The organism is Seonamhaeicola sediminis (genome assembly GCF_004358095.2).
GTDB lineage: Bacteria > Bacteroidota > Bacteroidia > Flavobacteriales > Flavobacteriaceae > Seonamhaeicola > Seonamhaeicola sediminis.
In genome coordinates, this window is record NZ_SMZJ02000005.1 from 186,072 (window position 1) to 211,185 (window position 25,114).

Below are 25,114 nucleotides of genomic sequence, written 5' to 3' on the forward strand. Positions count from 1 at the left end.
ATGCAAACCCTAAAAAACTTTTCAATAATTTTATTATTGCTGACGGTTGTTGGCTGTAATACCTCACTAAAACCCATTGATTATGGAAATGATGGTTGTCATTTCTGTAAAATGACCATTGTAGACAAAATTCATGCTGCAGAAGTAGTCACAAAAAAAGGAAAGGTTTATAAATTTGATGCTACAGAGTGCATGATTAATTTCATGGATGAATTTGATACTTCTACAATCAAACTATATTTATCAAACAACTATTTAGAACCAGAAGCACTTATTGATGCCACAGAATCTACTTTTTTAATAAGTGAGAATATTCCAAGTCCAATGGGAGCTTTCCTTTCTGCCTTTAAAACCAAAGCCGAAGCCGAAACCAAACAATCTGAAAAAGGTGGTACATTGTATTCCTGGGAAGAATTACTAGCCCATTTTAAAGACTAGCAATTATGAAAAAACAGTTTGTTTTTTTACTAGCCATATTTATGGCATACCTTAATAATGCTCAAAATATTGAGGTATGTAACACTTGCCCTATTCACACCTTAAAAACAGCTATTGAAAAAGCAAAAGATTTTGATACTATTACTGTAAAAAAAGGCACCTATAAAGAACATGATATAGTAATAAACAAACCACTTACTATCATAGGAGAAAACTACCCAATTATAGATGGCGAACTTAAAGGTGAAATCATTACCATCACATCAGGCAATGTTACTGTGGATGGACTCTTTATTATGAATGTTGGCACCAGTTACACCGAAGATTATGCCGCTATTAGAGTGAGAAAAAGCAAATATTTTGAGATTAAGAATTTAGTTTTAGAAAAGCTTTTTTTTGGTATTTACATTGAAAAATCCAACTACGGAAAAATTTTCCACAACAAGGTTATTGGTGATGCCGTAGAAGAATACAACTCTGGAAACGGGATACAATTGTGGTACAGCAACCATATTGAAGTTGAACACAATCATGTACAAAATGTAAGAGATGGCATATATTTAGAGTTTGCAGATAATTGTTCAATTAAAAACAATGTAAGTACAAATAATTTACGTTATGGATTGCATTTCATGTTTTCTAATGATGATATTTATCAAGATAACACCTTTGAAAATAACGGTGCAGGAGTGGCTGTTATGTTTTCGAAAAAAATAAAAATGTATAACAATATTTTTAGGAAAAATTGGGGAACAGCCTCTTACGGAATGCTTCTAAAGGAAATAAATGACGCCGAAATTATTGGTAATGTTTTTAATGAAAACACCATTGGAATTAATATAGAAGGTTCCAATCGTATTGTTTATAAAAACAATGATTTTGAAAACAATGGTTGGGCTATAAAAGTAAGAGGGGCCTGCTATACCAATACCTTTACTGAAAACAACTTTCTATATAACTCATTTGATATAGCCTATAATAGTAAAGTAAATGACAACGTTTTTGATAAAAATTTCTGGAGCAATTACACTGGCTACGATTTAAATAAAGATGGTATTGGAGATGTGCCTTACAGACCCGTAAAACTGTTTTCATATATTGTTAACCGTACACCCGAAACCATCATATTATTACGTAGTTTATTTATAGACATTATCGATTTTTCAGAAAAAGTATCACCCGTTTTCACACCAGACAACCTTTTAGACAACAACCCTTTAACAAAAAGAATTATATGGTAAACATTGAAAATCTACATAAAAAATTTAACAAAAATGTGGTATTAAGCGGTGTTGATTTAACCATTAATGAAGGTGGTATTTTTGCTGTTTTAGGACCAAATGGTTCTGGTAAAACAACATTAATTAAGTCCATTTTATGTATGGTTATACCAAACAAAGGAAACATTTCTGTATTAGGAGAAAACATAAAAAATAATGCAGCATACAGACATAAAATTGACTATTTACCGCAAATTGCTAATTTTCCAAACAACCTTAAAGTAAAAGAATTAATTAAAATGATTAAGGATTTAAGAGGAAAAACAGAAGCAGATAAACAGTTGATTGAACTCTTTGGATTAGAACCTTTTTTAGATAAAAAATTGGGCAACTTATCTGGTGGTACCAAACAAAAAGTAAATATTGTTTTAACCTTTATGTTTGATAGTCCATTAATTATTTTAGACGAACCTACAACAGGGTTAGACCCCATTTCTTTAATAAGACTAAAAGAATTAATACAAACCGAAAAAGCCAACGGAAAAACCATTCTTATTACCTCTCACATTATGAGTTTTGTTGAAGAAGTATCCGATGAAATTGTGTTTTTATTAGAAGGTAAAATTTATTTTAAAGGCAGTATTTCAGAGTTAAAAACCAAAACCAATCAACCCGATTTTGAACATGCCATTGCATCTATTTTAACTAACAATCATGCTTAAAATATTAAAATACAGTTTTTATGATTTAATGCGTAGCCGCTGGAGTTATGTGTATCTAGCATTTTACCTTTTACTTGGTACTGTTCTACTATTTTTAAACAACGACCTATCTAAAGCCGTTATTACACTAATGAATGTTATTATTGTTTTAGTACCACTAATAGGCACCATTTTTGGAGTTATGTACTATTACAATTCCAAAGAATTTACTGAGTTATTACTGGCTCAACCTTTAAAACGATCGTCTATATTTCTGGGGCAGTATTTAGGTGTTGCTATATCACTTTCTATGAGCTTAATTTTAGGCTTGGGTATTCCCTTTATTTTATATGGCCTTTTTAAGTCTTCTGCTATTTGGGATTTTTCTCTACTTCTAATAACTGGAGCTTTCCTTACGTTTATATTCACCGCTTTAGCTTTTAATATAGCCCTATCAAACGAAAACAAAATTAAAGGTTTTGGTTACGCCATCTTATTGTGGTTATTCTTAGCAATTATTTACGATGGTATCTTTTTAATGTCTTTAATCATGTTTGAAGACTACCCGTTAGACAAACTATCTTTAGTAGGAACAATGCTCAATCCTATTGATTTATCAAGGACACTAATTCTTTTAAAACTCGATATTTCTGCTTTATTAGGATACACAGGTGCCATCTTTAAAAAGTTTTTTGGCACTAACTTCGGACTCATCATTTCCTTTATCATGTTAATTATTTGGGTGATTTTACCAACACTTAGAATAGTTAAAAAGTCTAGAAAAAAGGATTTTTAAACGGTGTATAAATCCTAACAAATGTCATGTTTTATAGTTCTCTGAATCTATATTTTTGAACAATCATAAAAAAGACAAAAATATCCTTTATTTAAAAACACTATGAATTCAATAAAAAACAAAACAGTTGCAGAGGTTGTTGCAGAAAACATAAAAACCGCCCATGTATTTAAAAAACACGGTATAGATTTTTGCTGCGGGGGAGGTATAACTATCGAAAAAGCTTGTGAAAAGAAAGAACTAGATTATGAAATTCTAAAAAACGAACTTCTACAGGTTGATGCTGCTCCCAAAGCTTATGATTATAACTCTTGGGATTTAGGTTTTTTAATAGACCATATTATTAATGTGCACCACTCCTATGTTGAAGAATCTATTCCGTTAATTTTACAATACTCAAATAGAGTTGCAGAAGTACACGGACATCATTATACAGAAGTTATTAAAATCAACCAACTATTCACAGAAGTTGCCAATGAATTGGCTGCACATTTAAAGAAAGAAGAACTGGTTTTATTTCCCTATATCAAAAAATTATTAAGGCTAAAAGAAGAAGGAGCTGCCTTAGGTACTCCTCCGTTCGGAACCGTGAATAACCCCATCCAAATGATGGAAGAAGAACACGAGTCTGCTGGAGATATTTTTAAAACCATTGCACAATTAACAAACAATTATACCCCACCAGAAGGGGCTTGTAATACTTTTAGAGCATTATATGCTAAACTTGAAGAGTTTGAACAAGATTTGCACCAACATATACATTTAGAAAACAATATTTTACATACAAAAGCTAAACAACTAGAACTAAGCTTTTCTTAACCCTAGCCTGATAGAGGTGTTGTTATGAACGGATTAATAGCAATTGCGAAACCAGACTTTCTGCCATTCGCGCCTTAAGATTAAAAACGACACCTCTTCTGCTAATTTAACGGTATCATCTCCCTGTAAAGACTTTATAGCTTTTTCAGAAACATCAATAATGTATAGCAGGTTTAAATAGTCTGCAAACTTTTCTTGAATGAGTTTATAAATAGTCTCATGAAGTAAAAGTTTTAAGCTAGATGGTAAAATATCTTCATGAAAATCTAAATCTATATTTGCCAACAAAAAATCTTTATTAAGCTGAAGAACTAACTTTTTGTATAAATCTAAATCATTAGCCTCAACTATTACATCGTCAAAAGTAGTTGGAAACTGCATTACACACTTCTATTCATTAAACTAGCCCCAAATGCTTTTAAAAGTTCTTTTCTGTCATCAGAAATATTTAGAGTTTCTAAAACAGAAAAGGCTTTGTTGGTATAATCGTGAACCGCTTGTTTTGTGGCAACAGAAGCTCCCGTAGATTTAAATAATTCTTTTACTACAAATACTTTCTCTTCAGTTTTATTGGTTTCATTATTGAATAAATGAATTAACCTTTCTCGTTCATTATCAGAACCATATTCTAAAGCTTTTAAGTACAAGTAAGTTTTTTTGTTTTCAATGATATCACCTCCTACTTGCTTCCCAAAATTTTCTGGATTCCCAAAAGCATCTAAATAATCGTCTTGTAACTGAAAAGCAATCCCTAAATTTCTTCCAAATTCGTATATGCTATTTTGGTCTGCTTCTGAAGCGCCTGCAATAATAGTTCCCATTTTCATTGCTGTAGCTACCAAAACCGATGTCTTGTATTCAATCATTCTTAAATATTCAGGTATGGTAACGTCATTTCTTATTTCAAAATCAACATCATATTGCTGACCTTCGCAAACCTCAATAGCTGTTTTACTAAATAATTTTGTTAAAGCTTTAAAAATCTCTGGTGGATAATTCTCAAACAATTGATACGCCATAATTAACATGGCATCGCCAGACAAGATGCCTGTATTAGTGTCCCATTTTTCATGTACCGTTACTTTTCCTCTTCGCAAGGGAGCATCATCCATAATATCATCATGAACTAAAGTAAAGTTGTGAAAAACCTCAACTCCCAATGCCGCGTGTAAAGCTTCTTTATAATGACCTCCAAAAATATCTGTAGTCATTAAAGTTAATACAGGACGTAATCGTTTTCCCCCCAAACCTAAAATGTATTCAATTGGTTCATATAACCCTTTTGGCTCTTTTACAACGGAGTAATCCCCTAAAAAAGACAAAAACTCCTTTTGATATTTTTCTATGGATAGCATAAAACAAAAATAAAGCAATTCATTTTATAAAAAAGGAGTAATGTGAACTTAGTGTTAAAAAAAAGTAAAACTTTGGAAACTTATTTTGTTTTTAAAGTTTCCAAAGTATATTTGCACACTAAATTATGAGAGAAAAAATTATCAATAAAGCGGCAGAGTTGTTTTTAAATTTCGGGTTTAAAAGCGTTACCATGGATGATATTGCTAATGAAATGGCCATTTCTAAAAAAACTATTTATGTACACTTTGCCAATAAAACCAAATTGGTAGAAGCTGTAACTTTTACTGTTTTTGAAAATGTTTGTGAGGGTATTGATGGCATTTGCAATACCTCTGATAATCCAATAAAAGAGTTGTACGACATAAAAATGTTTGTTTTGCATTACTTGAAAGACGAAAAAACCTCACCTCAATTCCAATTAAAAAAATACTATCCGCAAATTTACAATCAGCTACAACTGAAGCAATTTGAAAAAATGTACGACTCTGTAAAAGAAAGCCTGCAAAATGGTATTGATACTGGTTTGTTTAGAGAATCTATTGATGTAGACTTCATTTCTAGAATGTATTTTACAGGTATGACAGGTATAAAAGATCAAACTATTTTCCCTTTGAATAATTATGACATGGAATATTTAATTGAAAGTTATTTAGAATACCATTTAAGAGCTATAGTTACAGATAAAGGACTCCAAATTTTAAATACGTTTATAAAATCAAATCAATCATAAAACACATAAAAACAATAACTAGTAACACATGAAAAACAAACTAATTATATTGTTTAGTTTACTAAGCAGCCTTACGCTTATTTCTCAGGAAATGACTCATAGTTTTTCTTTACAGGAAGCCATAGATTACGCTCTGGAAAACAATAGAACAGCCAAAAATGCGCAACGCGATATTGAAGCTGCAAAAAAACAAAAGTGGGAAACCATAGCTACGGGACTCCCGCAAATTAATGGTAGTATAGATTATCAAAACTTTTTAAAGCAGCAGGTTACAGTTATACCAAGTGATTTTAGTGACCCTAGTTCTGAATTAGTTCCTGTAATTTTTGGAACTACTCAAAATATTAATGCTTCTGCAACACTATCGCAACTTATTTTTGATGGCTCTTACCTTGTTGGGCTTCAATCTGCCAAAGTATTTTTAGAAATTTCTGAAAATGCTAAAACAAAGACCGATTTGGAAATTAGAAAAGCAGTTATTAACGCCTATGGTAATGTTTTATTAGCAGAAGAAACTGTAAAAATATTAGAAAAAAACAAAGCTACTCTTCAAAAAAACTTAGATGATATTGTTAAGATATATGAAAATGGGCTTGAAGAAGAAGAAAGTGTTGAACAATTAAAAATCACCCTATCTGGAATTAACAGTAACCTCAACAACACTATTAGATTAAAGAAAGTAGCGTACCAAATGTTTAACATGACACTAGGTTTAGATGTTTATACAAACACAATCCTTACAGATAATTTAGAAACACTTACGGTACAGCATATTGATTTAGGGTTGTTGAGTGAAGAATTCTCAGTTGATAGCACTATTGATTACCAAATAGCCGAGAATGACAAAGTCTCTAAAGAACTTTTGGTAAAATTAGAACAGAGTAGAGCACTACCTACCCTAAGTACATTTTTAACAGGTGGGTATCTTTCATTTAGTAATGATTTTAATTTTTTAAATAGCGACCAAGAATACTTTGGCTTTGGCCTTTTAGGAGTTAGTATGCAAATTCCAATTTTTGGGTCAGGGCAAAAAAGTGCCAGAACACAACGTGCTAAAATAAATTTAGAAAAATCTAAAGACGAATTAACCGAAACAGAACAACGTCTTAAATTGCAAATAGAATCAGCAAAAAGTGACTATCAATTTGCGCTAGAAGATTATAACAATAAAAAAGAGAACTTAAATCTTGCCGAACGTATTGAAAATAAAAATCAAACCAAATTTTTTGAAGGTATTGCCACCAGTTTTGATTTGAGGCAAGCGCAAATTCAGTTATATAGTGCACAACAAGAATTTTTACAAGCCATGCTAGATGTTATCAACAGAAAGGCTGAACTGGAAACGATTTCAAATAAAATAAACAACTAAAAATCAATCATATCATGAAATATATAACAACAATACTCATAGCACTACTTGTATTAACATCGTGTGGTGGAGATAAAAATCAATCTGTAGAAGATATCATTGCTTCTAAAGATCTTGAAAGCATTGAGGCTAAACGAAGTGAATTAAAAAAGCAGCAGCAAGAAATAGCTGCTAGTTTACAAAAAATTGATACCGCCTTAGATAAACTAAATGGTAAAAAATTGCTACCATTAATTACCACAATACCTATTAAAGAAGTAGCATTTAATCACTTTTTAGAAATTCAAGGCAGTGTTAAAACCAAACAAAACATTGTGCTATATCCTGAATTCTCAGGGGTTCTCAAACATGTTTATGTGAAGGAAGGGCAACAAGTTAGTAAAGGGCAAACTTTAGCCAAAATTGATGATGGTGGTTTAAGTGAGCAACTATCTCAAGCTAAAACACAAGCAGCCTTAGCTAAAACCACCTATGAGCGCCAAAAAAGACTATGGGATCAAAAAATTGGTTCTGAAATTCAATTTCTACAGGCCGAAACCACATTTAATGCCACTCAAAATACAGTAAAACAATTACAATCTCAATTAGATAAAACTAATGTAAAAGCTCCTTTTTCTGGAATTATTGACGATGTAATAACAGATCAAGGTAGCGTGGTGGCTCCTGGACAAACACCACTCTTAAGGATTGTAAATTTAAATAATATGTATATTGAGGCTGAAGTTCCTGAAAGCCACATTCCCAGTATTACTAAGGGCAAGATGACCGAAGTTAACTTTCCTGCCTTAGGTAAAACAGTAAAAAGTTCCATTCGTCAGGTTGGAAATTTTATTAACCCCAATAACAGAGCGTTTAAAATTGAAGTTGGCCTACCAAATAAAGAGGGAGATATTAAGCCCAACTTAACGGGAAAACTTAAAATTAACGACTACACAAACCCAGAAGCTATACTAATCCCACAAAGTATTATTTCAGAAAATAGTGCTGGAGAACAATATGTTTTTGTGGTATCTGGTGTAAGCGAAAACAATATTGGTAAAGCAAAAAAAGCCATCATCACTACCGGTAAAACACAAGGTGATTTTATTGAAGTACTAACAGGACTAGAATCTGGAAATCAAGTTGTTAAAGAAGGTGCCAGAAGTGTTCAGGATGGGCAAGAAGTAGAAATTTCAAATTAAAAAAGAATGAGCAAACTACATAAAGAATTCAAACCCTCTTCATGGGCCATAAACAACAAAACCGTAGTTTATGTAATAGTTGGTATTTTTCTCTTTCTTGGTGTTTCGGCTTACTTTAGCTTACCACGTGAAAGCTTCCCAGAAGTAAAGGAAACTAAAATATATATTAGCACACCTTACCCAGGTAATACAGCCGAAGACATAGAAAAACTTATTGTAGACCCACTTGAAGACCGGGTAAAAAATATTAGCAATGTTACCGAAGTCCTTTCTACTTCACAGGAAGATTACGGTATGATTATTATTGAATTTGATGAAAATATCTCCGTTGAAGCTGCGAGGCAAAAAGTAAAAGATGAGGTTGATAGTGAAAAAGCATCCGAAGATTGGCCTACGTTTAATGGAGCTAAAGTAGAACCAGATGTTTTCGACTTAAACTTTTCTGAAGAAATGCCTATTCTTAACATCAATCTAACTGGTGATTACCCTGTAGATAAGCTTAAAGAATTTGCAGAAATACTTCAGGATGACATTGAAGATCTTGAAGAAATAAAAGCCGCAGATATTCGTGGTGCTCAAGAAAAGGAAGTTGAAGTAGCTGTAGATATCTATAAAATGATGGCTGCTAAAGTAAGCTTTAATGATGTTATTGGCGCTATTCAAAATGGTAATATGACTATGAGTGCTGGTAATCTTATTACCAGTGGCCAACGAAGAACTGTTAGAGTTATTGGAGAAATTAGTAACCCAGAACAGCTAGAAAATTTTGTGGTAAAATCAGATAATGGTGCTGTGTATTTACGTGATGTAGCAACTGTTTCTTTTATTGATGAAGACCACACCACATTTGCTCGAGACTTTGGTAAAAATGTGGTCATGTTAGATGTTAAGAAACGTTCAGGCAAAAATATGGTTGCAGCAGCAGACGCCATCTATAAAATCATTAAAACTTCACAAGAAACCAACACCATACCAAAAGATGTAAAAATTACAACGGCTAACGACCAGTCTCAAATCACCTTAAATCAAGTTGACGATTTAGTAAATAACATCATTTTTGGTATTATTCTAGTAACTACGGTGTTAATGTTTTTCCTTGGGTTTAGAAATGCACTGTTTGTTGGTTTTGCCATTCCTATGTCTATGGTTATGGCCTTTATGATTGTGCAAATCTTGGGTTATACCATGAATACCATGATTCTATTCGGGCTCATTATGGGGCTAGGAATGTTGGTAGATAACGGTATTGTACTGGTAGAAAACGTTTATCGTTTAATGGATGAAGAAGGTATGAGCCGCATTGAAGCTGCCAAAAAAGGAATTGGTGAAATTGCTATGCCAATAATTATTTCAACTTTAACAACCGTGGCAGCATTTATTCCGTTAGGAATGTGGCCAGGAATGATGGGAGAGTTTATGATTTACTTCCCTATTACCCTATCTATAGTTCTAGGGTCTTCACTATTTGTGGCGGTTTTTATCAACTCCGTTATGGTGTCACAGTTCATGAAAATTGAAGAAGATACCATACCTCTAAAAAGTTTAATTAGAATCACTATTATATTAGTACTCTTAGGGTTATTTATATACTTTATTGGAGGGGCTATCCGTGGATTAGGTACGTTACTTATTTTTAGTGCATCATTACTCTGGGCATATAAATACCTTATTAAAGGTGCAACCCATACCTTTAAAGACCAATTTTTACCACGCCTAGAAAACTTATATGAAAAGCAGTTAAGAAATGCCCTAAAAGGAAAAATGCCCTACGTATATATTGGTGGCACTGTGCTCATCTTAATTATTTCTTTCATGGCTTTTGGAATCTCGGTTGGAACCCAAAGAACTAACATAGAGTTTTTCCCAGATAATACGCCCAAACAAATTATGGTATATATTGAATACCCAGAGGGAACAGCTATTGAAAAAACCAATGAGATTACAAAAAGTATTGAAAACCGTGTTTACAAAGTTATTAGAAGCGAGAAGTATACCAACTCAACTGATGATAGCAAGAATTTCTTGGTAGAATCTGTAGTATCTCAAGTTGGTGAAGGCGCGGGTAACCCGTTTACCGATGGTGGTTCTGCAGCAGAAATGCCCAATAAGGGTAAAATTACTGCTACCATGCGTGAGTTTAAATTTAGAAGAGATGCTAATAACAATATTATTGACAGTGAAGAGCTGCGTAAAGACATTCAAAATGCACTAAAAGGTATTTACCCCGGGGTTTCTATTTCTGTTGAAAAAGATCCTGTTGGCCCTCCTACCGGATACCCCATTAATATTGAAATTGAAGGCAAAGATTATGACCAGCTCATTACGGTTGCCGAAAACATAAAAAAGTTTATTGATAGTAAAAATGTACCCGGTATTGACCAATTAAAGATTGATGTAAACCGTGGAAAACCTGTTGCTAGAGTTGATATTGACCGTGAAAAATCTGGAGAATTAGGCGTTTCTGCAGGTCAAGTAGGACAACAATTACGCAACTCTCTATTTGGAGCTAAAGCGGGTGTTTATAAAAAAGACGGTGAAGATTATGATATCAATGTGCGCTTTAATGAAGATTTAAGATACAACACCAGCGCATTATTTAATCAAAATATCATTTTTAGAGACCAAGCCACAGGGCAATTAAAAGAAGTCCCTATTTCGGCAGTAGCTAAACAGGTTAATACCTCATCATTTAGTTCTATAAAGCATCGCGATTATAAACGTGTAGTAACGGTGTATTCTGCTTTGGCCCCAGGTTTTATAGATGCTAATATTGTTGTAAGTCAAATTAAAGCAGAAATGGAATCATACGGTGACACCTATGGAGCACTTCCAAGTGATATTAAAATTGATTACACGGGTCAGTTAGAAGAACAAGCCAAGGAACAGGCTTTCTTAAACAAAGCACTTTTAGCAGGCTTAGGTTTAATCATGTTAATACTCATATTCCAGTTTGGTTCAGTTTCTAAACCTACAATCATCATGGGCGCTATCTTTTTAAGTTTTGCAGGCGTATTTTTAGGTTTAGTATTTACCGGATGGTCTTTTGTAATTATGATGACCATGATGGGTATTATTTCCCTTGCAGGAATTGTAGTAAACAATGGTGTTGTTCTACTTGATTATACCCAATTGTTAATAGATAGAAAACGCGCCACAATGGATGATATTGATGTTGCAGAACGCCTTCCTGTAGAGGATATTAAAGAAGCCATTGTAAAAGGAGGTAAAGCACGTTTAAGACCCGTATTGTTAACAGCTATCACCACTGTTTTTGGATTAATTCCTCTGGCCATAGGCTTTAACATTGATTTCTTTTCTTTATTTAACAACTTTGACCCAAATATTTATATAGGTGGAGATAATGTAATTTTTTGGGGCCCTTTAGCATGGACTGTTATTTTTGGGTTGATATTTGCAACATTCTTAACACTCATTATAGTTCCTGTATTGTTCTTTTTAGTGAACAAGCTAAAACGGAAAATATTTTTAAGAAAACTAGGATAAAATTTTTAGTTAGTAAATAATTCAATTTCTTAACAAAAGAGAGCCGTATTTATTGCGGCTCTTTTCATTTTGACTTTGTCATTCTGAACTTGTTTCAGAATCTCATCATCATAGATGTAAATTCAACACTTAAATAAACATTTAATCCACGAACTTATGTAAATTTGCACTTCAATTTTTACAATCATGTATAGAAGTCATAATTGTGGCGAATTAAGAGCTACAAATATAAATGAAGAAGTTACCCTAGCTGGTTGGGTTCAGAAATCTCGTGATAAAGGATTTATTGTTTGGGTAGACTTACGTGATCGTTATGGCATCACCCAATTAGTTTTTGATGAAGAGCGTACCTCAAAAGACATGATGAAGCAAGCCCAAAGTTTGGGTCGTGAATTTGTAATTCAAGTCAAAGGAACCGTTATTGAACGTGCCTCTAAAAACCCAAATATAACAACTGGTGACATAGAAATTTTAGTTTCAGAATTAAATATTCTTAACAAAGCTATTCTACCGCCATTCACTATTGAAGATGAAACCGATGGTGGTGAAGAGTTGCGTATGAAATATCGTTATTTAGATATTCGTCGTAACCCCGTTAAAAACAGTCTTATATTTAGGCATAAAGTAACACAAGAGGTAAGAAACTATCTTTCAAAAGAGGGGTTTATAGAAGTAGAAACACCTTATTTAATAAAATCTACTCCAGAAGGTGCTCGAGATTTTGTAGTACCAAGTAGAATGAACGAAGGAGAGTTTTACGCATTACCACAATCACCTCAAACCTTCAAACAATTGCTTATGGTTGGTGGTATGGATAAATATTTCCAGATTGTAAAATGCTTTAGAGATGAAGATTTACGTGCTGACAGACAACCAGAGTTTACGCAGATTGATTGTGAGATGGCATTTATAGAACAAGAAGATATTTTGAATGCTTTTGAAGGGTTAACACGTCATTTATTAAAGGAGATTAACGGTGTTGAAATTGACAAGTTCCCCAGAATTCAGTACGATGATGCCATGCGTTTATATGGCAATGACAAACCAGACATTCGTTTCGGGATGGAATTTGGTGAGTTGAACGAAGTTACTCAACATAAAGATTTCAATGTTTTCAATAATGCTGAATTGGTTGTGGGTATTGCTGTGCCTAAAGGAAACAGTTACACAAGAAAAGAAATTGATAAATTAATAGATTGGGTAAAGCGTCCACAGATAGGTGCTCTAGGTATGGTTTACTGCCGTTGTAACGAAGACGGCTCATATAAATCTTCTGTAGACAAATTCTATGACCAAGATGATTTAGCAAAATGGGCAGAAGTAACAGGAGCTAAACCTGGCGATTTAATTTGTGTACTCTCTGGGAACACCAATAAGGTTAGGACTCAATTAAGTGCGCTACGTATGGAATTAGCAGAGCGCTTAGGTTTGCGTAAACCTGATGAATTTGCGCCACTGTGGGTAATGGATTTCCCGTTGTTAGAATGGGACGAGGAAACAGAACGTTACCACGCTATGCACCACCCATTTACTTCACCCAAGCCAGGGCAAATTGAATTATTAAAAACAGATCCAGGAGCTGTAAGAGCTAATGCTTACGATTTGGTATTGAACGGAAACGAAATAGGAGGAGGCTCTATAAGAATACATGATAAAGAAACACAATCCTTAATGTTCGATTATTTAGGATTTACACAAGAAGAAGCCAAAGCACAATTTGGGTTTTTAATGGATGCCTTTCAGTATGGAGCTCCACCACATGGTGGTTTAGCATTTGGTTTAGACAGATTGGTAGCTATTTTAGGAGGCCAAGAGACCATTCGTGACTTTATTGCCTTCCCAAAAAACAATTCTGGTCGTGATGTTATGATAGATGCACCTGCGCCTATTGACGAAGAACAATTAGAAGAATTACGTTTAAAACTGAACCTTAAATCATAATATGAAAATCCTGCACATTGCGGGATTTTTTGTTACTTTTAAAAATGCCAAATGCTAGAAGTCTTTTAAGGAAATTTCTAATCTGGAAATACAAACATATTTCAGAGCGTCAATTTGTTTACATACTTAGTATTCTTGTAGGTTTTTTAGCGGGTATGGGTACAGTAGTACTCAAAAACTTAACACATTATATTCGTCATTTTTTTAATCTCTACATATTTAAGGATTACCAAAGTACCCTTTATTTCGTTTTACCTATTATTGGGCTTTTACTGGTTTATATCATAAAGCAAACCTGGTTAAAAAAGCATATTGGACATGGTATTTCTACAACATTGCATGCTATTTCCAAACTTAATGGTATCATTCCTAGATATAATATTTATGCAGGTTTAATAACCGCTCCTTTAACCGTTGGTTTTGGTGGTTCAGTAGGACTTCAAGGACCTGCTGTAAGTGTGGGTGCTGCTTTAGGATCTAATGCCGCTCGTTTGTTTCATATGAACACTAAAACCAGATTACTCTTAATTTCATGTGCAGCCGCAGGTGCCATGGCTTCTATGTTTAAAGCTCCTATTGCAGCCATTGTATTTGCTATTGAAATATTTAGTCTAGATATTGCTTTTGCATCTTTAGTACCACTGCTTTTAGCTTCTGTTTCTGCTGTAGTGACTTCCTATTTTTTCTTAGGTACTGATGTATTATTGAGGTTTGAGTTAATTGACAAATTTGAAATAAACGATATAGCCTTTTATGTGGTACTTGGTTTAGTTACCGGACATATGTCTGTGTACTTTTCTAAAGTCTTTTTTTCTATTACCAACTTTTTTAAGCAATTTGAAAGCAGAGCAAAACGTTTGCTTATTGGAGGCTTAGCCATAGGGACCATGTTATTTTTAATACCTCCCCTTTATGGTGAGGGTTACGGCATTATGAACAATTTACTTAAAGGAGACCATATTGCAGCCATTGGCAGAACACCTTTTAATTTAGATTTAGATAATATTTGGATAGTTATAGCTCTTCTATTCGGTATTACATTATTTAAAGCCATAGCTATGACCACTACATTTGGTGCTGGAGGCGTTGGCGGTGTTTTTATTCCCACATTGGTAATGGGAAGTGCCTTGGGTAATGCGTTTGCTAAAGTGATAAACAACATTGGTTTTGGTTTTAATGTGTCTGAATCTAACTTCACATTAATAGGAATGACTGGTTTAATGGCAGGTGTTTTACATGCTCCTTTAACCGCTATTTTCCTTATTGCTGAAATTACAGGTGGCTATGAGCTTTTTGTACCACTTATGCTTGTATCTGCTATTTCCTTTGCAATTACTAAATATTATGTATCACATTCTGTGTATACATTAAAATTAGCTGAGCGTGGTGAACTAATTACTCATGACAAAGACCAAAATGTGTTGATGATGTTAGAGATTGATAAAGTCATTGAAACTAACTTTGTTATTCTAAAGCCAGATATGACTTTGGGATATATTTTAAAAAATGCTGTGGCAAAATCATCTAGAAATCATTTTCCAGTAGTTAATGAGTCTCACGAATTTTTAGGAGTTATCCATTTAGACGATATTAGACACATGATGTTTAATACAGACTTATACGAAAAGGTTAATGCCGGTAGTTTAATGCATGCAGATGCCGGAATTATCAATTATGATGAAGACACCATGAACACCATTATGGAAAAATTTAAAACTAGTGGTGCTTGGAATTTACCGGTTATAAAACATGGCAAGTATTATGGTTATATCTCTAAATCTAAATTATTAACAGCCTACAGACGTCAGTTAATTAACGTTACCCATTAATGAAGTACATTATCTTAATATTATTTTTAGCATCGGCAGGTTTAATACTATTTGGTTTTTTAAGTCAAACTGAAAACTCCCAAAAACTTATTGGTTTTGGTGTAGTAGGCTTATTTATAGTGGTGTTTCCTCTATTTTCTTATTATCGTTGGAAAGACAAAAATCTTAAAGACTACATGCTTACCAAAGAAAATTTAGATAGAATGCGTGAGTCTCAAGAAAAGAATAAGCACTAATTCAGGTTTCGTTTCATTATAAAAAACCGTTTTAACAACTCACTGGCCTCTTTAGCCAAAACACCGCCTTCTATCTTTGTTTTAGGGTGTAATTTCGTTTTTAAATTAATACAACCTCGCTCCATATCTCTGGCACCAAACACAATCTTAGAAATCTGGCTCCAATACAATGCCCCAGCACACATCTGGCAAGGTTCTAAAGTAACATACAAAGTACATTGTTGAAGATATTTCCCGCCTAAAAAATTGGCAGCGGCAGTAATAGATTGCATTTCGGCATGAGCGGTAACATCGTTTAAAGTTTCGGTTAAGTTATGTCCGCGAGCAATAATCTTATCATCAATTACGATAACCGCGCCTACAGGAATTTCGCCCTTATCAAAAGCTATTTCAGCTTCCTGTAGAGCCTTCCGCATAAAATAAGCATCATCAAAAATGTGTTCCATAGAAACAAAAATACGATTTCAATCTCGTACTTTTGCGATGTGCAAAAGCAATTGTTAACACATATAAACTCACCCAAGGAGTTGCGTACCTTAAAGCAAGATGAATTACCTCAACTGGCTATAGAATTACGTGAGTTTATTATCAATATTGTAGCTACTAAAGAAGGCCACTTGGGAGCTAGTTTAGGCGTGGTTGAGTTAACCATTGCCTTACATTATGTATTCAATACACCAGAAGATTTATTAGTTTGGGATGTAGGGCATCAGGCCTACGGACATAAAATTTTAACTGGTAGAAAAAACATCTTTGACACTAACAGACAGTTGGGAGGCATCAGTGGGTTTCCAAAGCGCGAAGAGAGTGTTTACGACAGTTTTGGTGTTGGACATTCCTCTACCTCTATTTCTGCTACTTTAGGTATGGCCATTGCTTCTAAACTCAAAGGAGAAAACAAACATCATATTGCAATTATTGGTGATGCCTCTATTGCCAGTGGTATGGCATTTGAAGGTTTAAATCACACAGGCGTTACAGATGCTAACTTATTAGTAGTTTTAAACGATAATGCCATAGGAATTGACCCAAGTGTTGGTGCTTTAAAGCAGTATTTAACTAATGTGAAAAAAGGCACTCAAAAGCGCAATAACATCATTGAAGCTTTAAATTTCGATTATTCAGGACCTATTGATGGGCACGATTTGGAAAAAATCATTTCAGAATTAGAACGTTTAAAAACCGTAAAAGGCCCTAAATTATTACATGTAATTACCACTAAAGGCAAAGGTTTAAAACAAGCAGAAAATGATCAAGTAAAATACCATGCTCCTGGTAAATTTGATGCATCTACAGGAGATTTGTTACCGAAATCTGGTTTGATACAACCTCCCAAGTATCAGGACGTATTTGGACTCACAATAGTTGAATTAGCAAAACAGAATGAAAAGATTATAGGAATTACTCCTGCCATGCCAACAGGAAGTTCCCTTAAATATCTGATGGAAGAAATTCCAGATAGAGCTTTCGATGTTGGTATTGCAGAACAACACGCTGTGACCTTAGCAGCAGGTATGGCAACACAAGGGCTTATTCCATTTTGCAATATTTATTCTACTTTTTTACAGCGTGCGTATGATCAGGTGATTCATGATGTGGCACTACAAAGACTACCCGTTATTTTTTGTTTAGATAGAGCTGGTTTGGTTGGTGAAGATGGCGCAACACATCACGGTGTTTTTGATTTAGCTTATTTAAGAAGTATACCTAACCTCATCATTTTTGCTCCCAGAAACGAAGTTGAATTGCGCAATATCATGTACACGGCTCAGTTGGGACTTGACCAGCCAATTGCTATTCGTTATCCAAGAGGAAGGGGCGTAACTATAGATTGGAAACAACCTTTTAAACCACTTGATATTGGTAAAGGTGAACAATTAAAACAAGGTAAGCAACTTGCTGTTTTAAGCATTGGTGCTATTGCAAAAAATGTTACTGAAGCCATAATAGATTTAAACGTTTCACATTACGATATGCGGTTTGTAAAACCTTTAGATGAGGTTTTACTTCATAATATATTCAAGACATATCATACCATTATTACTGTTGAAGATGGTACTGTAAAAGGAGGTTTTGGGAGTACCATTCTCGAGTTTGCGTCCGCGTACAATTATAAAAACAGGATTAAAACACTGGGCATTCCTGATAATTTTGTGGAACATGGTAAAGTTGAAGAACTTCAAAAATTGGTTGGATTAGATGCTGAAAGTATTAGAAAGTTTATCCTCTCTATTCAGTAATTAAGAATTAAATATTCATTTACTTCAAATCCAAAATAATAAGTCACCTATGTTGATTATTTGAGGTGTGTTTTTTTAAAGTTAAGACCTCTAGTCACTTTAAAGGTGTTTTAAAGAACTTTAAGCATTTAATTCAGCTTTTCAGTTAATTTTTTAAACACCTTTTTAGGGTTTTTCCCTTCGTAAAGAATAGAATATACCGCATTAATAATGGGAATGCGGGTTCTTTTATTATTTCTTTCGTAGAGTTGATGTGCACTTTTGGTAGCATAATAACCCTCTGCTACCATATTCATCTCCATCTGAGCAGATTTTACGGTATAACCTTTTCCAATCATATTCCCAAACAAACGATTTCTTGAAAAAGTAGAGTAGCCAGTAACCAATAAATCACCTAAATACGCAGAGTTATTAATGTTACGTTTCATTTTATGTCTTTTCTTAATAAACCTATTCATCTCACGAATGGAATTACTCATAAGGACACTCTGGAAGTTATCACCATAACCCAAGCCATGTGCTATACCAGCTGCTATAGCATAAATATTTTTTAACATAACAGCGTATTCAATACCAATAACATCATCACTAACTTTGGTGTTGATGTATTCTGAAGATAAAGCCTTGGCTATTTCTTTAGCCTTATTAGTATTGGAACATGAAATGGTAAGGTAAGATAAACGTTCTAAGGCTACTTCTTCAGCATGACAGGGACCTGCAATTACCGCAATATTTTCATAGGGTAAATTATAAAACTCATGGAAGTGTTCACCAACTAATAAACCAGATTCTGGCATAATACCTTTTACAGCCGAAACAATGGTTTTATTTGATATATTAACTGTAAGTTTTTCTAGTTCATCATGAATAAAAGCCGAAGGAATTACAAAAAACAATACATCTGCCCATGCTGCAATCTCGTTAATGTCATTGCTTAGCTTTAATTGCTCTAAATGAAACTCAACCGAACTTAAGTAATTAGGGTTATGCTGCTCTCTTAAAATATGTTCTTTAGTATAAACACTACGCATGTACCAACCTACTTCATCAAGATTTTCACAAAGCATTTTTACAATAGCAGTTGCCCAACTTCCACCACCAAAAACTGCATATTTTAAAGGTTTTCCCATAAATACTTCTTATCAATTTCAGTTTAAAAGTACGTAAATATATTAAAGCTGTTGCACCTATCTGTTCTTAAAGGAAAATTTTTTGGCACGTGTTTTGAAAACAACTACGTATAACCCCTAAAATGAAGATAATATGAAGACTCTAAAGCTACTTTTTACATTTGTTTTATCAGCAACACTTTTTACATCGTGTTATACTGAAGTTCATGTAGACGAATTTATTGAAGAACCCTCTATTTCTATAAACCAGTTACTAAACTCTTATGAATTATGGTATGTAGATATTAATGCTACTTCGGGATATGGAGAAACACCGTTTTTACAAAAGGCCTTTACAGTTTCTTTTAGGGGCGGTGTAATATATGCCAATAACAATATTGCAGGATTAGGAAACAATGGTAATGGATTTGGGATTGATGTGGGAGAATATGAAGCTTATAATATGATTTTAGATGTATATCATGATATTGATGGTTTTTCAACCTTTGATGTTTTTCAAATTGATGCTAATACCATTGAACTTTACAACCCTAACAATGATACTTCTTACTTTTTAGATGGCTATCAACGTAATAATTTTGATTACGATTTTGTATTCTATGATAACATTCATTATTTCTTACAAGAGTATGAGGCTTGGGAGAAAACATATACCAGCGAGTTTGGAGCCATTAATGAATTTGATAGCGAAAACTTTTTACAGTTTTTAGCTGGGGGTAATGATTCTGAATTTAGAAGCTCTCAAGACCAAGTAGGTACTAACGTAAATAGGCTTCAATGGGATTATACTGGGGTTTATGGTGTAGGTAACGTTTCAAACAACTTATATCTTAAAACTTTAACATTAGATTATGATTTCTTTGACAATGAATTTTTTGAATTGACCGTTATAGATGACGGAACCATTGAATTGTATCATCCAACCTCTGAAACCGTGTATGAATTTAAAGGGCGAGGATATATTCAATATTTGAAGACTACAGACTCCAAAGGAAAAACTGTAGAGCTTGATAAAAAACGTAAGTTTAAAAATAAAAGGGTAGACAACCCCAGAGAAAACACAAGAGTAAAATAATATTTTGGTTGGTTATTTAGTTTAGAAACCGTTTAAAGTAATTTCGCTTTAGGCGGTTTCTTTTTTTTTGTTTTTTTATGCTTTTTATGAAGATTGGTGAGTGCTTTTCAACAATAAAGTTATAACGATTGTTTTACTTAATACTTATTCTAGGTTTCTTAGTTTTATATCTTGATTAATTTTGAAAGTTAGAATATCAGACAACTCATTTTCACCTAATTTCCCTTTAACATAAAAAGCTAGATCAATCTGTTGGTTTAAAAATACACCTTTATTATTGTCGAATTGAAAATTTGAATTCCCTTTAATATAGACGGTCATAGAATCTATATTAGGATGTTCTAATGCGTGTTTTATTGAATTAATTTTGGCAGAATAAGTATTAATTCCAATCTCAGATTTAGTTTTAGAGATATTATGCTCTACATCCAATTCTATAATGTTATTGCCCAGATCAAAAGGTATTTTAAAGTTTTCAGTAATTGATTCTCCTATTTCAAGTTCTTTGCTAAGAACAGGGAAAAGTATATCCTTCATTGCAGCAGCCTCTTCTGAAATTTCTCCTTCTATTTTTCCTTGGTTAGTGTACTTTTCAAATATAACATCATCCTTCAATTGAATTTCATCAAATGTGGTCACAGAGTCATTTACTTTCTCAATGAGCTTTTTATTTATAAGAATGACATTTGCATAGGTACTATCTAAAACATCAACAATTAAGTTTGCAGAAACTTTTACACCATTTTTTTGATTTAAATAATTAACTTCATTTGACGCAGACATTAAAAAATCATATTCAATTTTATCATAATCCCTAAAATTCCATGAATTCTTTTTTATGAGTTGTTTTGTAGCAGATAAAAAGACAAAAAACAAAAGGGGGTAAAAGTAGTTTTTTTTCATTCTTTATATTTCTTGTAATTCGGTTTATTTCTATATGTAAATTTTACAAAATCAACTTTCAAAGGGCGCTTACAAGCAATTCTGCTGTAGCAGGATTGGTTGCTAGTGGTACGTCGTGTACATCACACAAACGCATAAGCATAATAACGTCGGGTTCGTGAGGGTGCTTTTCAAGGGGGTCTCTAAAAAAGATAACCATTTTGCATTTTCCCTCAGCAACTCTGGCGGCAATTTGGGCGTCACCACCTAACGGACCCGATAGCATTTTTGTGACTTTAATACCAGCATTTTCAACCTTTCCTCCCGTGGTACCCGTAGATATTATATCAATTTTCTTTTCTTGTAGTTTTTCTTTGTGTTGATTTATAAACTGAACCATTTCAGCTTTTTTACCATCGTGTGCAATGATTGCTATTTCCATTTACATTTAATTTTTAATTAATAAGCCCCGATTTAAATTCACTAACCATACTTTTTATAATAGCCTTGGTATCTCCTTCTTTCAGGCTTTCAAACGATACATACCCGCCATAATTACTGGATTGTATAATTTGGGCAATACGTTTTAAATCTGCTGGAACTTTAGTACTATCTTTCTGTTTTACATGTTCTTTTACAAAATAGTAATTAGCATAAGGAGCAAGGGTTTCAATTTCTTTGTAAGGGTTGTTTGAAGGTAAACTTCCACAGTCTAAAATTAATCCAAACCAGTCTGAATTTACTCTTTTTAAAACGTCAATGACTTCCTCACTGGTAAATAAAAATTCGTCATGATTTTGCAAACCAACAATAACACCATTCTGTTCACCATATTTAGCACAGGTTTTAAAGTCTTTCACCATCCATTCCTTTATCTCATCTTTTGAATGGGTATCACTTTTATGTCTTCCGGTAAATACTCTCATGATTGGAGACCCCAATTTTGAAGAAACCTCTAGCCAGTTCTTGATAAGTTCAATATCACTATTTCTATTTTCTACATTTGGAGTTGCAAAGTCATTTCTAACACCTGTCCATGAAATATCAAGTCCTAACTTAAGTGCTTTTCTTTTTAACTCAAAAAGGTCTTTATTAGTTGGTGGTTTTGGATAGGAATAGAAATAATACCCTGTTAAGTCTACAGCATCTAAACCAATATCTGCAGCATATTCCATCATATCATAAAAAGTCATGGCTCCACTTCTTAGTTCTGTGTTAAAAGAATAGGCATTTATACTGTACTGCAGTCTAGTAGCCTTGTTATTTTTAATAGGGCTAGTATAAGCCATGAGCCTGTTAGCTCCTACAACTAATGGCGCCAACATTAAGCTTTGTAAAAAGTTTCTTCGTGTTTTATCCATGATGATTACAATTTAAAACGACCAAAATTTCTGTAATCAAAATAAGGATTTTTAATTATCTGTAAAAATTCATTTCATCTAAATATTCCCAAACATGTTGAGGCAACATAGGCTGTACATTTTTACCTTCCTTAATGGCATTGCGAATAAAAGTTGAAGAAATTTCCATGACTGGTGCATCAATACAATGTACTTTATTGTGGTCGTCAAATTTAGTTTCAACCTTTATTTTAGTAACTCTAGGATAGACATAGATGTGATGATTTTCTAGAATAACCTCAGCATTTTTCCATTTATGGAAATGCTTTAAGTTATCTTCGCCCATAATTAAACAGAATTCATGATCTGGATATTTCTCCTCTAAATGCACTAGTGTATTTATGGTGTAGTTAGGTTGCGGTAATTTAAACTCAATATCACTTGGCTGTAGTTTAGAGTAATCTTTGGTGGCTCTATAAACCATTTCTAAACGCTGGTAGTTGTCTAGTAAAGAACTTTTATTTTTAAAGGGATTGTGAGGTGTTACCACAAACCAAACTTGGTCAAGATCACTGTATTCTGCAAAATGATTGGCTATAACCAAATGCCCAACATGAATAGGGTTAAAAGATCCAAAATACAACCCTACCTTCATGCTTAGGAGTTTATGAAGTTTTTAACCAAGGTTTCAGCATCTTTAAAGGCCTTCTCTAAATCATCATTAACCACAATTTCATCAAATAATGGTGCGGTTGCTAATTCTGCTGAAGCTTTTGCAACCCGCATGCTGATTTTTTCTGCGCTTTCAGTCTTACGCTTTTTTAACCTGATTTTTAGCTCGTCAATACTTGGCGGTTTTACAAAAATAGCCAATGTTTGTTCTGGAAATTTACGTTTAATCCTAAGTCCACCAGAAACATCAATATCAAAAATAACATGCTTTCCTAAGGCCCAAATACGTTCTACTTCACTTTTTAAGGTACCATAAAAATTATCTCTATAAACCTCTTCCCATTCTAAAAACTCCTCGTTTTTAATTTTGCTTTTAAACGCTTTAGCTGATAAAAAGTAATAGTCTTTTCCATCAACTTCAGTGCCGCGTTTATCTCGTGAAGTAGCTGATATTGAAAACTCTAAATTCAAATTTTCAATACCCAATAAATGTCTTACTATGGTTGTTTTGCCAGAACCTGAAGGTGCTGAAAATACTATGAGTTTGCCTTGTTTATTTTCGTTCTTTGTCAAAAGTTTTAGTTTTTATTGATTGTACTACAACTGCGCTCAGTATGACATCTGTAATTATTTAAATAGTGTGAACTAGAACTAAATACTACATTTTATTCACTAAACTAAAGCACATTCAATAACTGTTCCTTAATTTTTTCTAGTTCATCTTTCATCTGTACTACCAGTTGTTGCATGGGCGCGTAGTTACTTTTAGAACCAATGGTGTTTATTTCACGACCTATTTCCTGACCAATAAACCCTAGTTTTTTCCCGTTGGAATCTTTAGAGTTTAATGTTTCAATAAAATAGTTAAGGTGATTTTTTAATCGAACCTTTTCTTCGGTAATATCAAATTTCTCAATGTAGTAAACCAACTCTTGTTCAAAGCGGTTTTCATCATATTTTTCCTTGAGTTCTTCAACACCTTTTAACAACCGTTCTCTAACAGCCTCAATACGTTCTGGATCCATAGCTATTACTTTTTCAAGTAAAACACCAATATTTTCAATGCGCTTTATAAAATCGGTTTCAAGTACTTTTCCTTCGTCTTTTCTATAATTATTTAAAGCAGCAACGGCATTATTTATTTCGGCTTGAATTTTTTTCCATTCGTCTTCATCAATTTCTTCTCTAACCGTGTTTAGGGCATCCGGAAATCTAACAGCCATTTTAAGTAGTTCGGTTTCATCGCCATCAACTACCTCTTTTAGTTGGTTTATGTATTGTTGCACTACAGGTTTGTTTATCTGTGATGAAGAATCTTCTCCTGTAATTTCCACATAAATTGAAAAATCAACCTTTCCTCGCTCTAAAGTATTAGCTAGTTGTTTTCTTATAGCTAATTCCTTTTCCCTGTAAATAGCAGGCATTCTTGCATTTAGGTCAAGATTTTTGCTGTTTAGAGATTTTAACTCTATGGTAATTTTTTTGGTGGGTAGTTGCAACACAGATTTTCCATAACCGGTCATTGAATAAATCATAAACGTGTATTTAAGTTTACAAAGGTAATTAAAACCATAATGGAATAAAATGCAAGAGATAACTAAAAAATAATTACTTTAATTAGCTAAATTAGCTTGCTCTATCAGTTAATAGAGGAG

General features: G+C 33.4%; 24 protein-coding genes. 14 read left to right on the top strand and 10 right to left on the bottom strand.

Annotated features, from left to right (window positions below):
- The 5 genes from E1J38_RS10385 (at window position 1) to ric (ending at window position 3,974) form a co-directional block, all read left to right on the top strand.
- Window positions 1-438 carry a nitrous oxide reductase accessory protein NosL gene (locus tag E1J38_RS10385; protein ID WP_133356482.1) on the top strand — a complete coding sequence of 146 codons (438 nt, stop codon included), beginning with the start codon at window positions 1-3 and terminating at the stop codon, window positions 436-438.
- A gap of 5 nt (window positions 439-443) precedes the next feature.
- Entirely contained in the window at window positions 444-1,679 is a 1,236-nt protein-coding gene (locus E1J38_RS10390; RefSeq protein ID WP_186525853.1) for a nitrous oxide reductase family maturation protein NosD, read from the top strand.
- Window positions 1,673-2,380 carry an ABC transporter ATP-binding protein gene (locus E1J38_RS10395; protein ID WP_133356483.1) on the top strand — a complete coding sequence of 236 codons (708 nt, stop codon included), beginning with the start codon at window positions 1,673-1,675 and terminating at the stop codon, window positions 2,378-2,380. Before E1J38_RS10390 ends, E1J38_RS10395 begins: the two co-directional genes overlap by 7 nt.
- On the top strand, window positions 2,373-3,155 hold the full coding sequence (locus E1J38_RS10400; RefSeq protein ID WP_133356484.1) for an ABC transporter permease: 783 nt from the start codon (window positions 2,373-2,375) through the stop codon (window positions 3,153-3,155). Before E1J38_RS10395 ends, E1J38_RS10400 begins: the two co-directional genes overlap by 8 nt.
- 102 nt (window positions 3,156-3,257) lie before the next feature.
- Window positions 3,258-3,974: an iron-sulfur cluster repair di-iron protein gene (ric, locus tag E1J38_RS10405; protein ID WP_133356485.1), complete on the top strand. Its 717-nt coding sequence runs from the start codon at window positions 3,258-3,260 to the stop codon at window positions 3,972-3,974.
- 33 nt (window positions 3,975-4,007) lie between these two features.
- On the opposite strand, the gene E1J38_RS10410 is transcribed toward ric, so the two are convergent.
- Window positions 4,008-4,355 carry a hypothetical protein gene (locus E1J38_RS10410; RefSeq protein ID WP_133356486.1) on the bottom strand — a complete coding sequence of 116 codons (348 nt, stop codon included), beginning with the start codon at window positions 4,353-4,355 and terminating at the stop codon, window positions 4,008-4,010.
- Window positions 4,355-5,329 carry a polyprenyl synthetase family protein gene (locus tag E1J38_RS10415; RefSeq protein WP_133356487.1) on the bottom strand — a complete coding sequence of 325 codons (975 nt, stop codon included), beginning with the start codon at window positions 5,327-5,329 and terminating at the stop codon, window positions 4,355-4,357. The genes E1J38_RS10410 and E1J38_RS10415 overlap by 1 nt, the downstream gene beginning before the upstream one ends.
- Window positions 5,330-5,454: 125 nt before the next feature.
- On the opposite strand from E1J38_RS10415, the gene E1J38_RS10420 reads away from it, so the two are divergent.
- The 7 genes from E1J38_RS10420 (at window position 5,455) to E1J38_RS10450 (ending at window position 16,120) form a co-directional block, all read left to right on the top strand.
- A complete protein-coding gene (locus tag E1J38_RS10420; protein ID WP_133356488.1) occupies window positions 5,455-6,060 on the top strand; it encodes a TetR/AcrR family transcriptional regulator in 606 nt (201 codons plus the stop codon).
- Between the two features lie 28 nt (window positions 6,061-6,088).
- Window positions 6,089-7,429, top strand: a complete 1,341-nt coding sequence (locus tag E1J38_RS10425; RefSeq protein ID WP_133356489.1) for a TolC family protein — start codon at window positions 6,089-6,091, stop codon at window positions 7,427-7,429.
- 14 nt (window positions 7,430-7,443) lie between these two features.
- Complete coding sequence (locus tag E1J38_RS10430; protein ID WP_133356490.1) at window positions 7,444-8,610, top strand: efflux RND transporter periplasmic adaptor subunit; 1,167 nt, start codon at window positions 7,444-7,446, stop codon at window positions 8,608-8,610.
- 6 nt (window positions 8,611-8,616) lie between these two features.
- Window positions 8,617-12,114: an efflux RND transporter permease subunit gene (locus E1J38_RS10435; protein WP_133356491.1), complete on the top strand. Its 3,498-nt coding sequence runs from the start codon at window positions 8,617-8,619 to the stop codon at window positions 12,112-12,114.
- A gap of 186 nt (window positions 12,115-12,300) precedes the next feature.
- On the top strand, window positions 12,301-14,055 hold the full coding sequence (gene aspS, locus E1J38_RS10440) for an aspartate--tRNA ligase (protein WP_133356492.1): 1,755 nt from the start codon (window positions 12,301-12,303) through the stop codon (window positions 14,053-14,055).
- A 44-nt stretch (window positions 14,056-14,099) separates the two neighbouring features.
- On the top strand, window positions 14,100-15,884 hold the full coding sequence (locus tag E1J38_RS10445; RefSeq protein WP_133356493.1) for a chloride channel protein: 1,785 nt from the start codon (window positions 14,100-14,102) through the stop codon (window positions 15,882-15,884).
- Window positions 15,884-16,120, top strand: a complete 237-nt coding sequence (locus E1J38_RS10450) for a hypothetical protein (RefSeq protein WP_133356494.1) — start codon at window positions 15,884-15,886, stop codon at window positions 16,118-16,120. The genes E1J38_RS10445 and E1J38_RS10450 overlap by 1 nt, the downstream gene beginning before the upstream one ends.
- On the opposite strand, the gene E1J38_RS10455 is transcribed toward E1J38_RS10450, so the two are convergent.
- On the bottom strand, window positions 16,117-16,566 hold the full coding sequence (locus E1J38_RS10455; protein WP_133356495.1) for a nucleoside deaminase: 450 nt from the start codon (window positions 16,564-16,566) through the stop codon (window positions 16,117-16,119). The two genes, E1J38_RS10450 and E1J38_RS10455, sit on opposite strands and share 4 nt — an antisense overlap.
- 39 nt (window positions 16,567-16,605) lie before the next feature.
- Between E1J38_RS10455 and dxs the strand changes: the two genes are divergently transcribed.
- The gene (gene dxs / locus E1J38_RS10460) at window positions 16,606-18,360 is read left to right on the top strand and encodes a 1-deoxy-D-xylulose-5-phosphate synthase (protein WP_133356496.1); all 1,755 of its coding nucleotides are present in this window, start codon (window positions 16,606-16,608) and stop codon (window positions 18,358-18,360) included.
- A 128-nt stretch (window positions 18,361-18,488) separates the two neighbouring features.
- Here dxs and E1J38_RS10465 read toward each other — a convergent pair whose 3' ends face one another.
- Window positions 18,489-19,490 carry an NAD(P)H-dependent glycerol-3-phosphate dehydrogenase gene (locus E1J38_RS10465; protein ID WP_133356497.1) on the bottom strand — a complete coding sequence of 334 codons (1,002 nt, stop codon included), beginning with the start codon at window positions 19,488-19,490 and terminating at the stop codon, window positions 18,489-18,491.
- A gap of 133 nt (window positions 19,491-19,623) precedes the next feature.
- Here E1J38_RS10465 and E1J38_RS10470 point away from each other — a divergent pair, with 133 nt between their 5' ends.
- Window positions 19,624-20,565, top strand: a complete 942-nt coding sequence (locus E1J38_RS10470) for a nicotinic acid mononucleotide adenyltransferase (protein WP_133356498.1) — start codon at window positions 19,624-19,626, stop codon at window positions 20,563-20,565.
- 144 nt (window positions 20,566-20,709) lie between these two features.
- Here E1J38_RS10470 and E1J38_RS10475 read toward each other — a convergent pair whose 3' ends face one another.
- The 6 genes from E1J38_RS10475 to E1J38_RS10500 all read right to left on the bottom strand — a co-directional run bounded on the left by E1J38_RS10475 (window position 20,710) and on the right by E1J38_RS10500 (window position 24,994).
- Window positions 20,710-21,468, bottom strand: coding sequence for a hypothetical protein (locus E1J38_RS10475; RefSeq protein WP_133356499.1), 759 nt, complete (start codon window positions 21,466-21,468; stop codon window positions 20,710-20,712).
- Window positions 21,469-21,526: 58 nt separating this feature from the next.
- The gene (locus tag E1J38_RS10480; RefSeq protein ID WP_133356500.1) at window positions 21,527-21,889 is read right to left on the bottom strand and encodes a methylglyoxal synthase; all 363 of its coding nucleotides are present in this window, start codon (window positions 21,887-21,889) and stop codon (window positions 21,527-21,529) included.
- Between the two features lie 13 nt (window positions 21,890-21,902).
- Window positions 21,903-22,808 carry a sugar phosphate isomerase/epimerase family protein gene (locus E1J38_RS10485; protein WP_133356501.1) on the bottom strand — a complete coding sequence of 302 codons (906 nt, stop codon included), beginning with the start codon at window positions 22,806-22,808 and terminating at the stop codon, window positions 21,903-21,905.
- Window positions 22,809-22,863: 55 nt separating this feature from the next.
- Window positions 22,864-23,442 carry a nicotinate (nicotinamide) nucleotide adenylyltransferase gene (gene nadD / locus E1J38_RS10490; protein WP_133356502.1) on the bottom strand — a complete coding sequence of 193 codons (579 nt, stop codon included), beginning with the start codon at window positions 23,440-23,442 and terminating at the stop codon, window positions 22,864-22,866.
- Between the two features lie 2 nt (window positions 23,443-23,444).
- Window positions 23,445-24,032, bottom strand: a complete 588-nt coding sequence (gene gmk / locus E1J38_RS10495) for a guanylate kinase (protein WP_133356503.1) — start codon at window positions 24,030-24,032, stop codon at window positions 23,445-23,447.
- Window positions 24,033-24,136: 104 nt separating this feature from the next.
- Window positions 24,137-24,994, bottom strand: coding sequence for a YicC/YloC family endoribonuclease (locus E1J38_RS10500; RefSeq protein WP_133356504.1), 858 nt, complete (start codon window positions 24,992-24,994; stop codon window positions 24,137-24,139).
- Window positions 24,995-25,114 lie beyond the last annotated feature (120 nt).

Excerpts from the sequence above, each read along its gene's own strand:
- E1J38_RS10465 (WP_133356497.1), bottom strand. The coding sequence starts at position 19,490 with ATGGGAAAACCTTTAAAATATGCAGTTTTTGGTGGTGGAAGTTGGGCA.
- E1J38_RS10475 (WP_133356499.1), bottom strand. The coding sequence starts at position 21,468 with ATGAAAAAAAACTACTTTTACCCCCTTTTGTTTTTTGTCTTTTTATCT.
- E1J38_RS10455 (WP_133356495.1), bottom strand. The coding sequence starts at position 16,566 with ATGGAACACATTTTTGATGATGCTTATTTTATGCGGAAGGCTCTACAG.
- E1J38_RS10410 (WP_133356486.1), bottom strand. The coding sequence starts at position 4,355 with ATGCAGTTTCCAACTACTTTTGACGATGTAATAGTTGAGGCTAATGAT.
- E1J38_RS10385 (WP_133356482.1), top strand. The coding sequence starts at position 1 with ATGCAAACCCTAAAAAACTTTTCAATAATTTTATTATTGCTGACGGTT.
- E1J38_RS10400 (WP_133356484.1), top strand. The coding sequence starts at position 2,373 with ATGCTTAAAATATTAAAATACAGTTTTTATGATTTAATGCGTAGCCGC.
- E1J38_RS10415 (WP_133356487.1), bottom strand. The coding sequence starts at position 5,329 with ATGCTATCCATAGAAAAATATCAAAAGGAGTTTTTGTCTTTTTTAGGG.
- E1J38_RS10425 (WP_133356489.1), top strand. The coding sequence starts at position 6,089 with ATGAAAAACAAACTAATTATATTGTTTAGTTTACTAAGCAGCCTTACG.
- E1J38_RS10485 (WP_133356501.1), bottom strand. The coding sequence starts at position 22,808 with ATGGATAAAACACGAAGAAACTTTTTACAAAGCTTAATGTTGGCGCCA.
- nadD (WP_133356502.1), bottom strand. The coding sequence starts at position 23,442 with ATGAAGGTAGGGTTGTATTTTGGATCTTTTAACCCTATTCATGTTGGG.
- E1J38_RS10395 (WP_133356483.1), top strand. The coding sequence starts at position 1,673 with ATGGTAAACATTGAAAATCTACATAAAAAATTTAACAAAAATGTGGTA.
- E1J38_RS10445 (WP_133356493.1), top strand. The coding sequence starts at position 14,100 with ATGCCAAATGCTAGAAGTCTTTTAAGGAAATTTCTAATCTGGAAATAC.
- E1J38_RS10435 (WP_133356491.1), top strand. The coding sequence starts at position 8,617 with ATGAGCAAACTACATAAAGAATTCAAACCCTCTTCATGGGCCATAAAC.
- E1J38_RS10500 (WP_133356504.1), bottom strand. The coding sequence starts at position 24,994 with ATGATTTATTCAATGACCGGTTATGGAAAATCTGTGTTGCAACTACCC.
- E1J38_RS10420 (WP_133356488.1), top strand. The coding sequence starts at position 5,455 with ATGAGAGAAAAAATTATCAATAAAGCGGCAGAGTTGTTTTTAAATTTC.
- E1J38_RS10450 (WP_133356494.1), top strand. The coding sequence starts at position 15,884 with ATGAAGTACATTATCTTAATATTATTTTTAGCATCGGCAGGTTTAATA.
- E1J38_RS10470 (WP_133356498.1), top strand. The coding sequence starts at position 19,624 with ATGAAGACTCTAAAGCTACTTTTTACATTTGTTTTATCAGCAACACTT.
- E1J38_RS10480 (WP_133356500.1), bottom strand. The coding sequence starts at position 21,889 with ATGGAAATAGCAATCATTGCACACGATGGTAAAAAAGCTGAAATGGTT.
- E1J38_RS10430 (WP_133356490.1), top strand. The coding sequence starts at position 7,444 with ATGAAATATATAACAACAATACTCATAGCACTACTTGTATTAACATCG.
- E1J38_RS10390 (WP_186525853.1), top strand. The coding sequence starts at position 444 with ATGAAAAAACAGTTTGTTTTTTTACTAGCCATATTTATGGCATACCTT.
- ric (WP_133356485.1), top strand. The coding sequence starts at position 3,258 with ATGAATTCAATAAAAAACAAAACAGTTGCAGAGGTTGTTGCAGAAAAC.
- aspS (WP_133356492.1), top strand. The coding sequence starts at position 12,301 with ATGTATAGAAGTCATAATTGTGGCGAATTAAGAGCTACAAATATAAAT.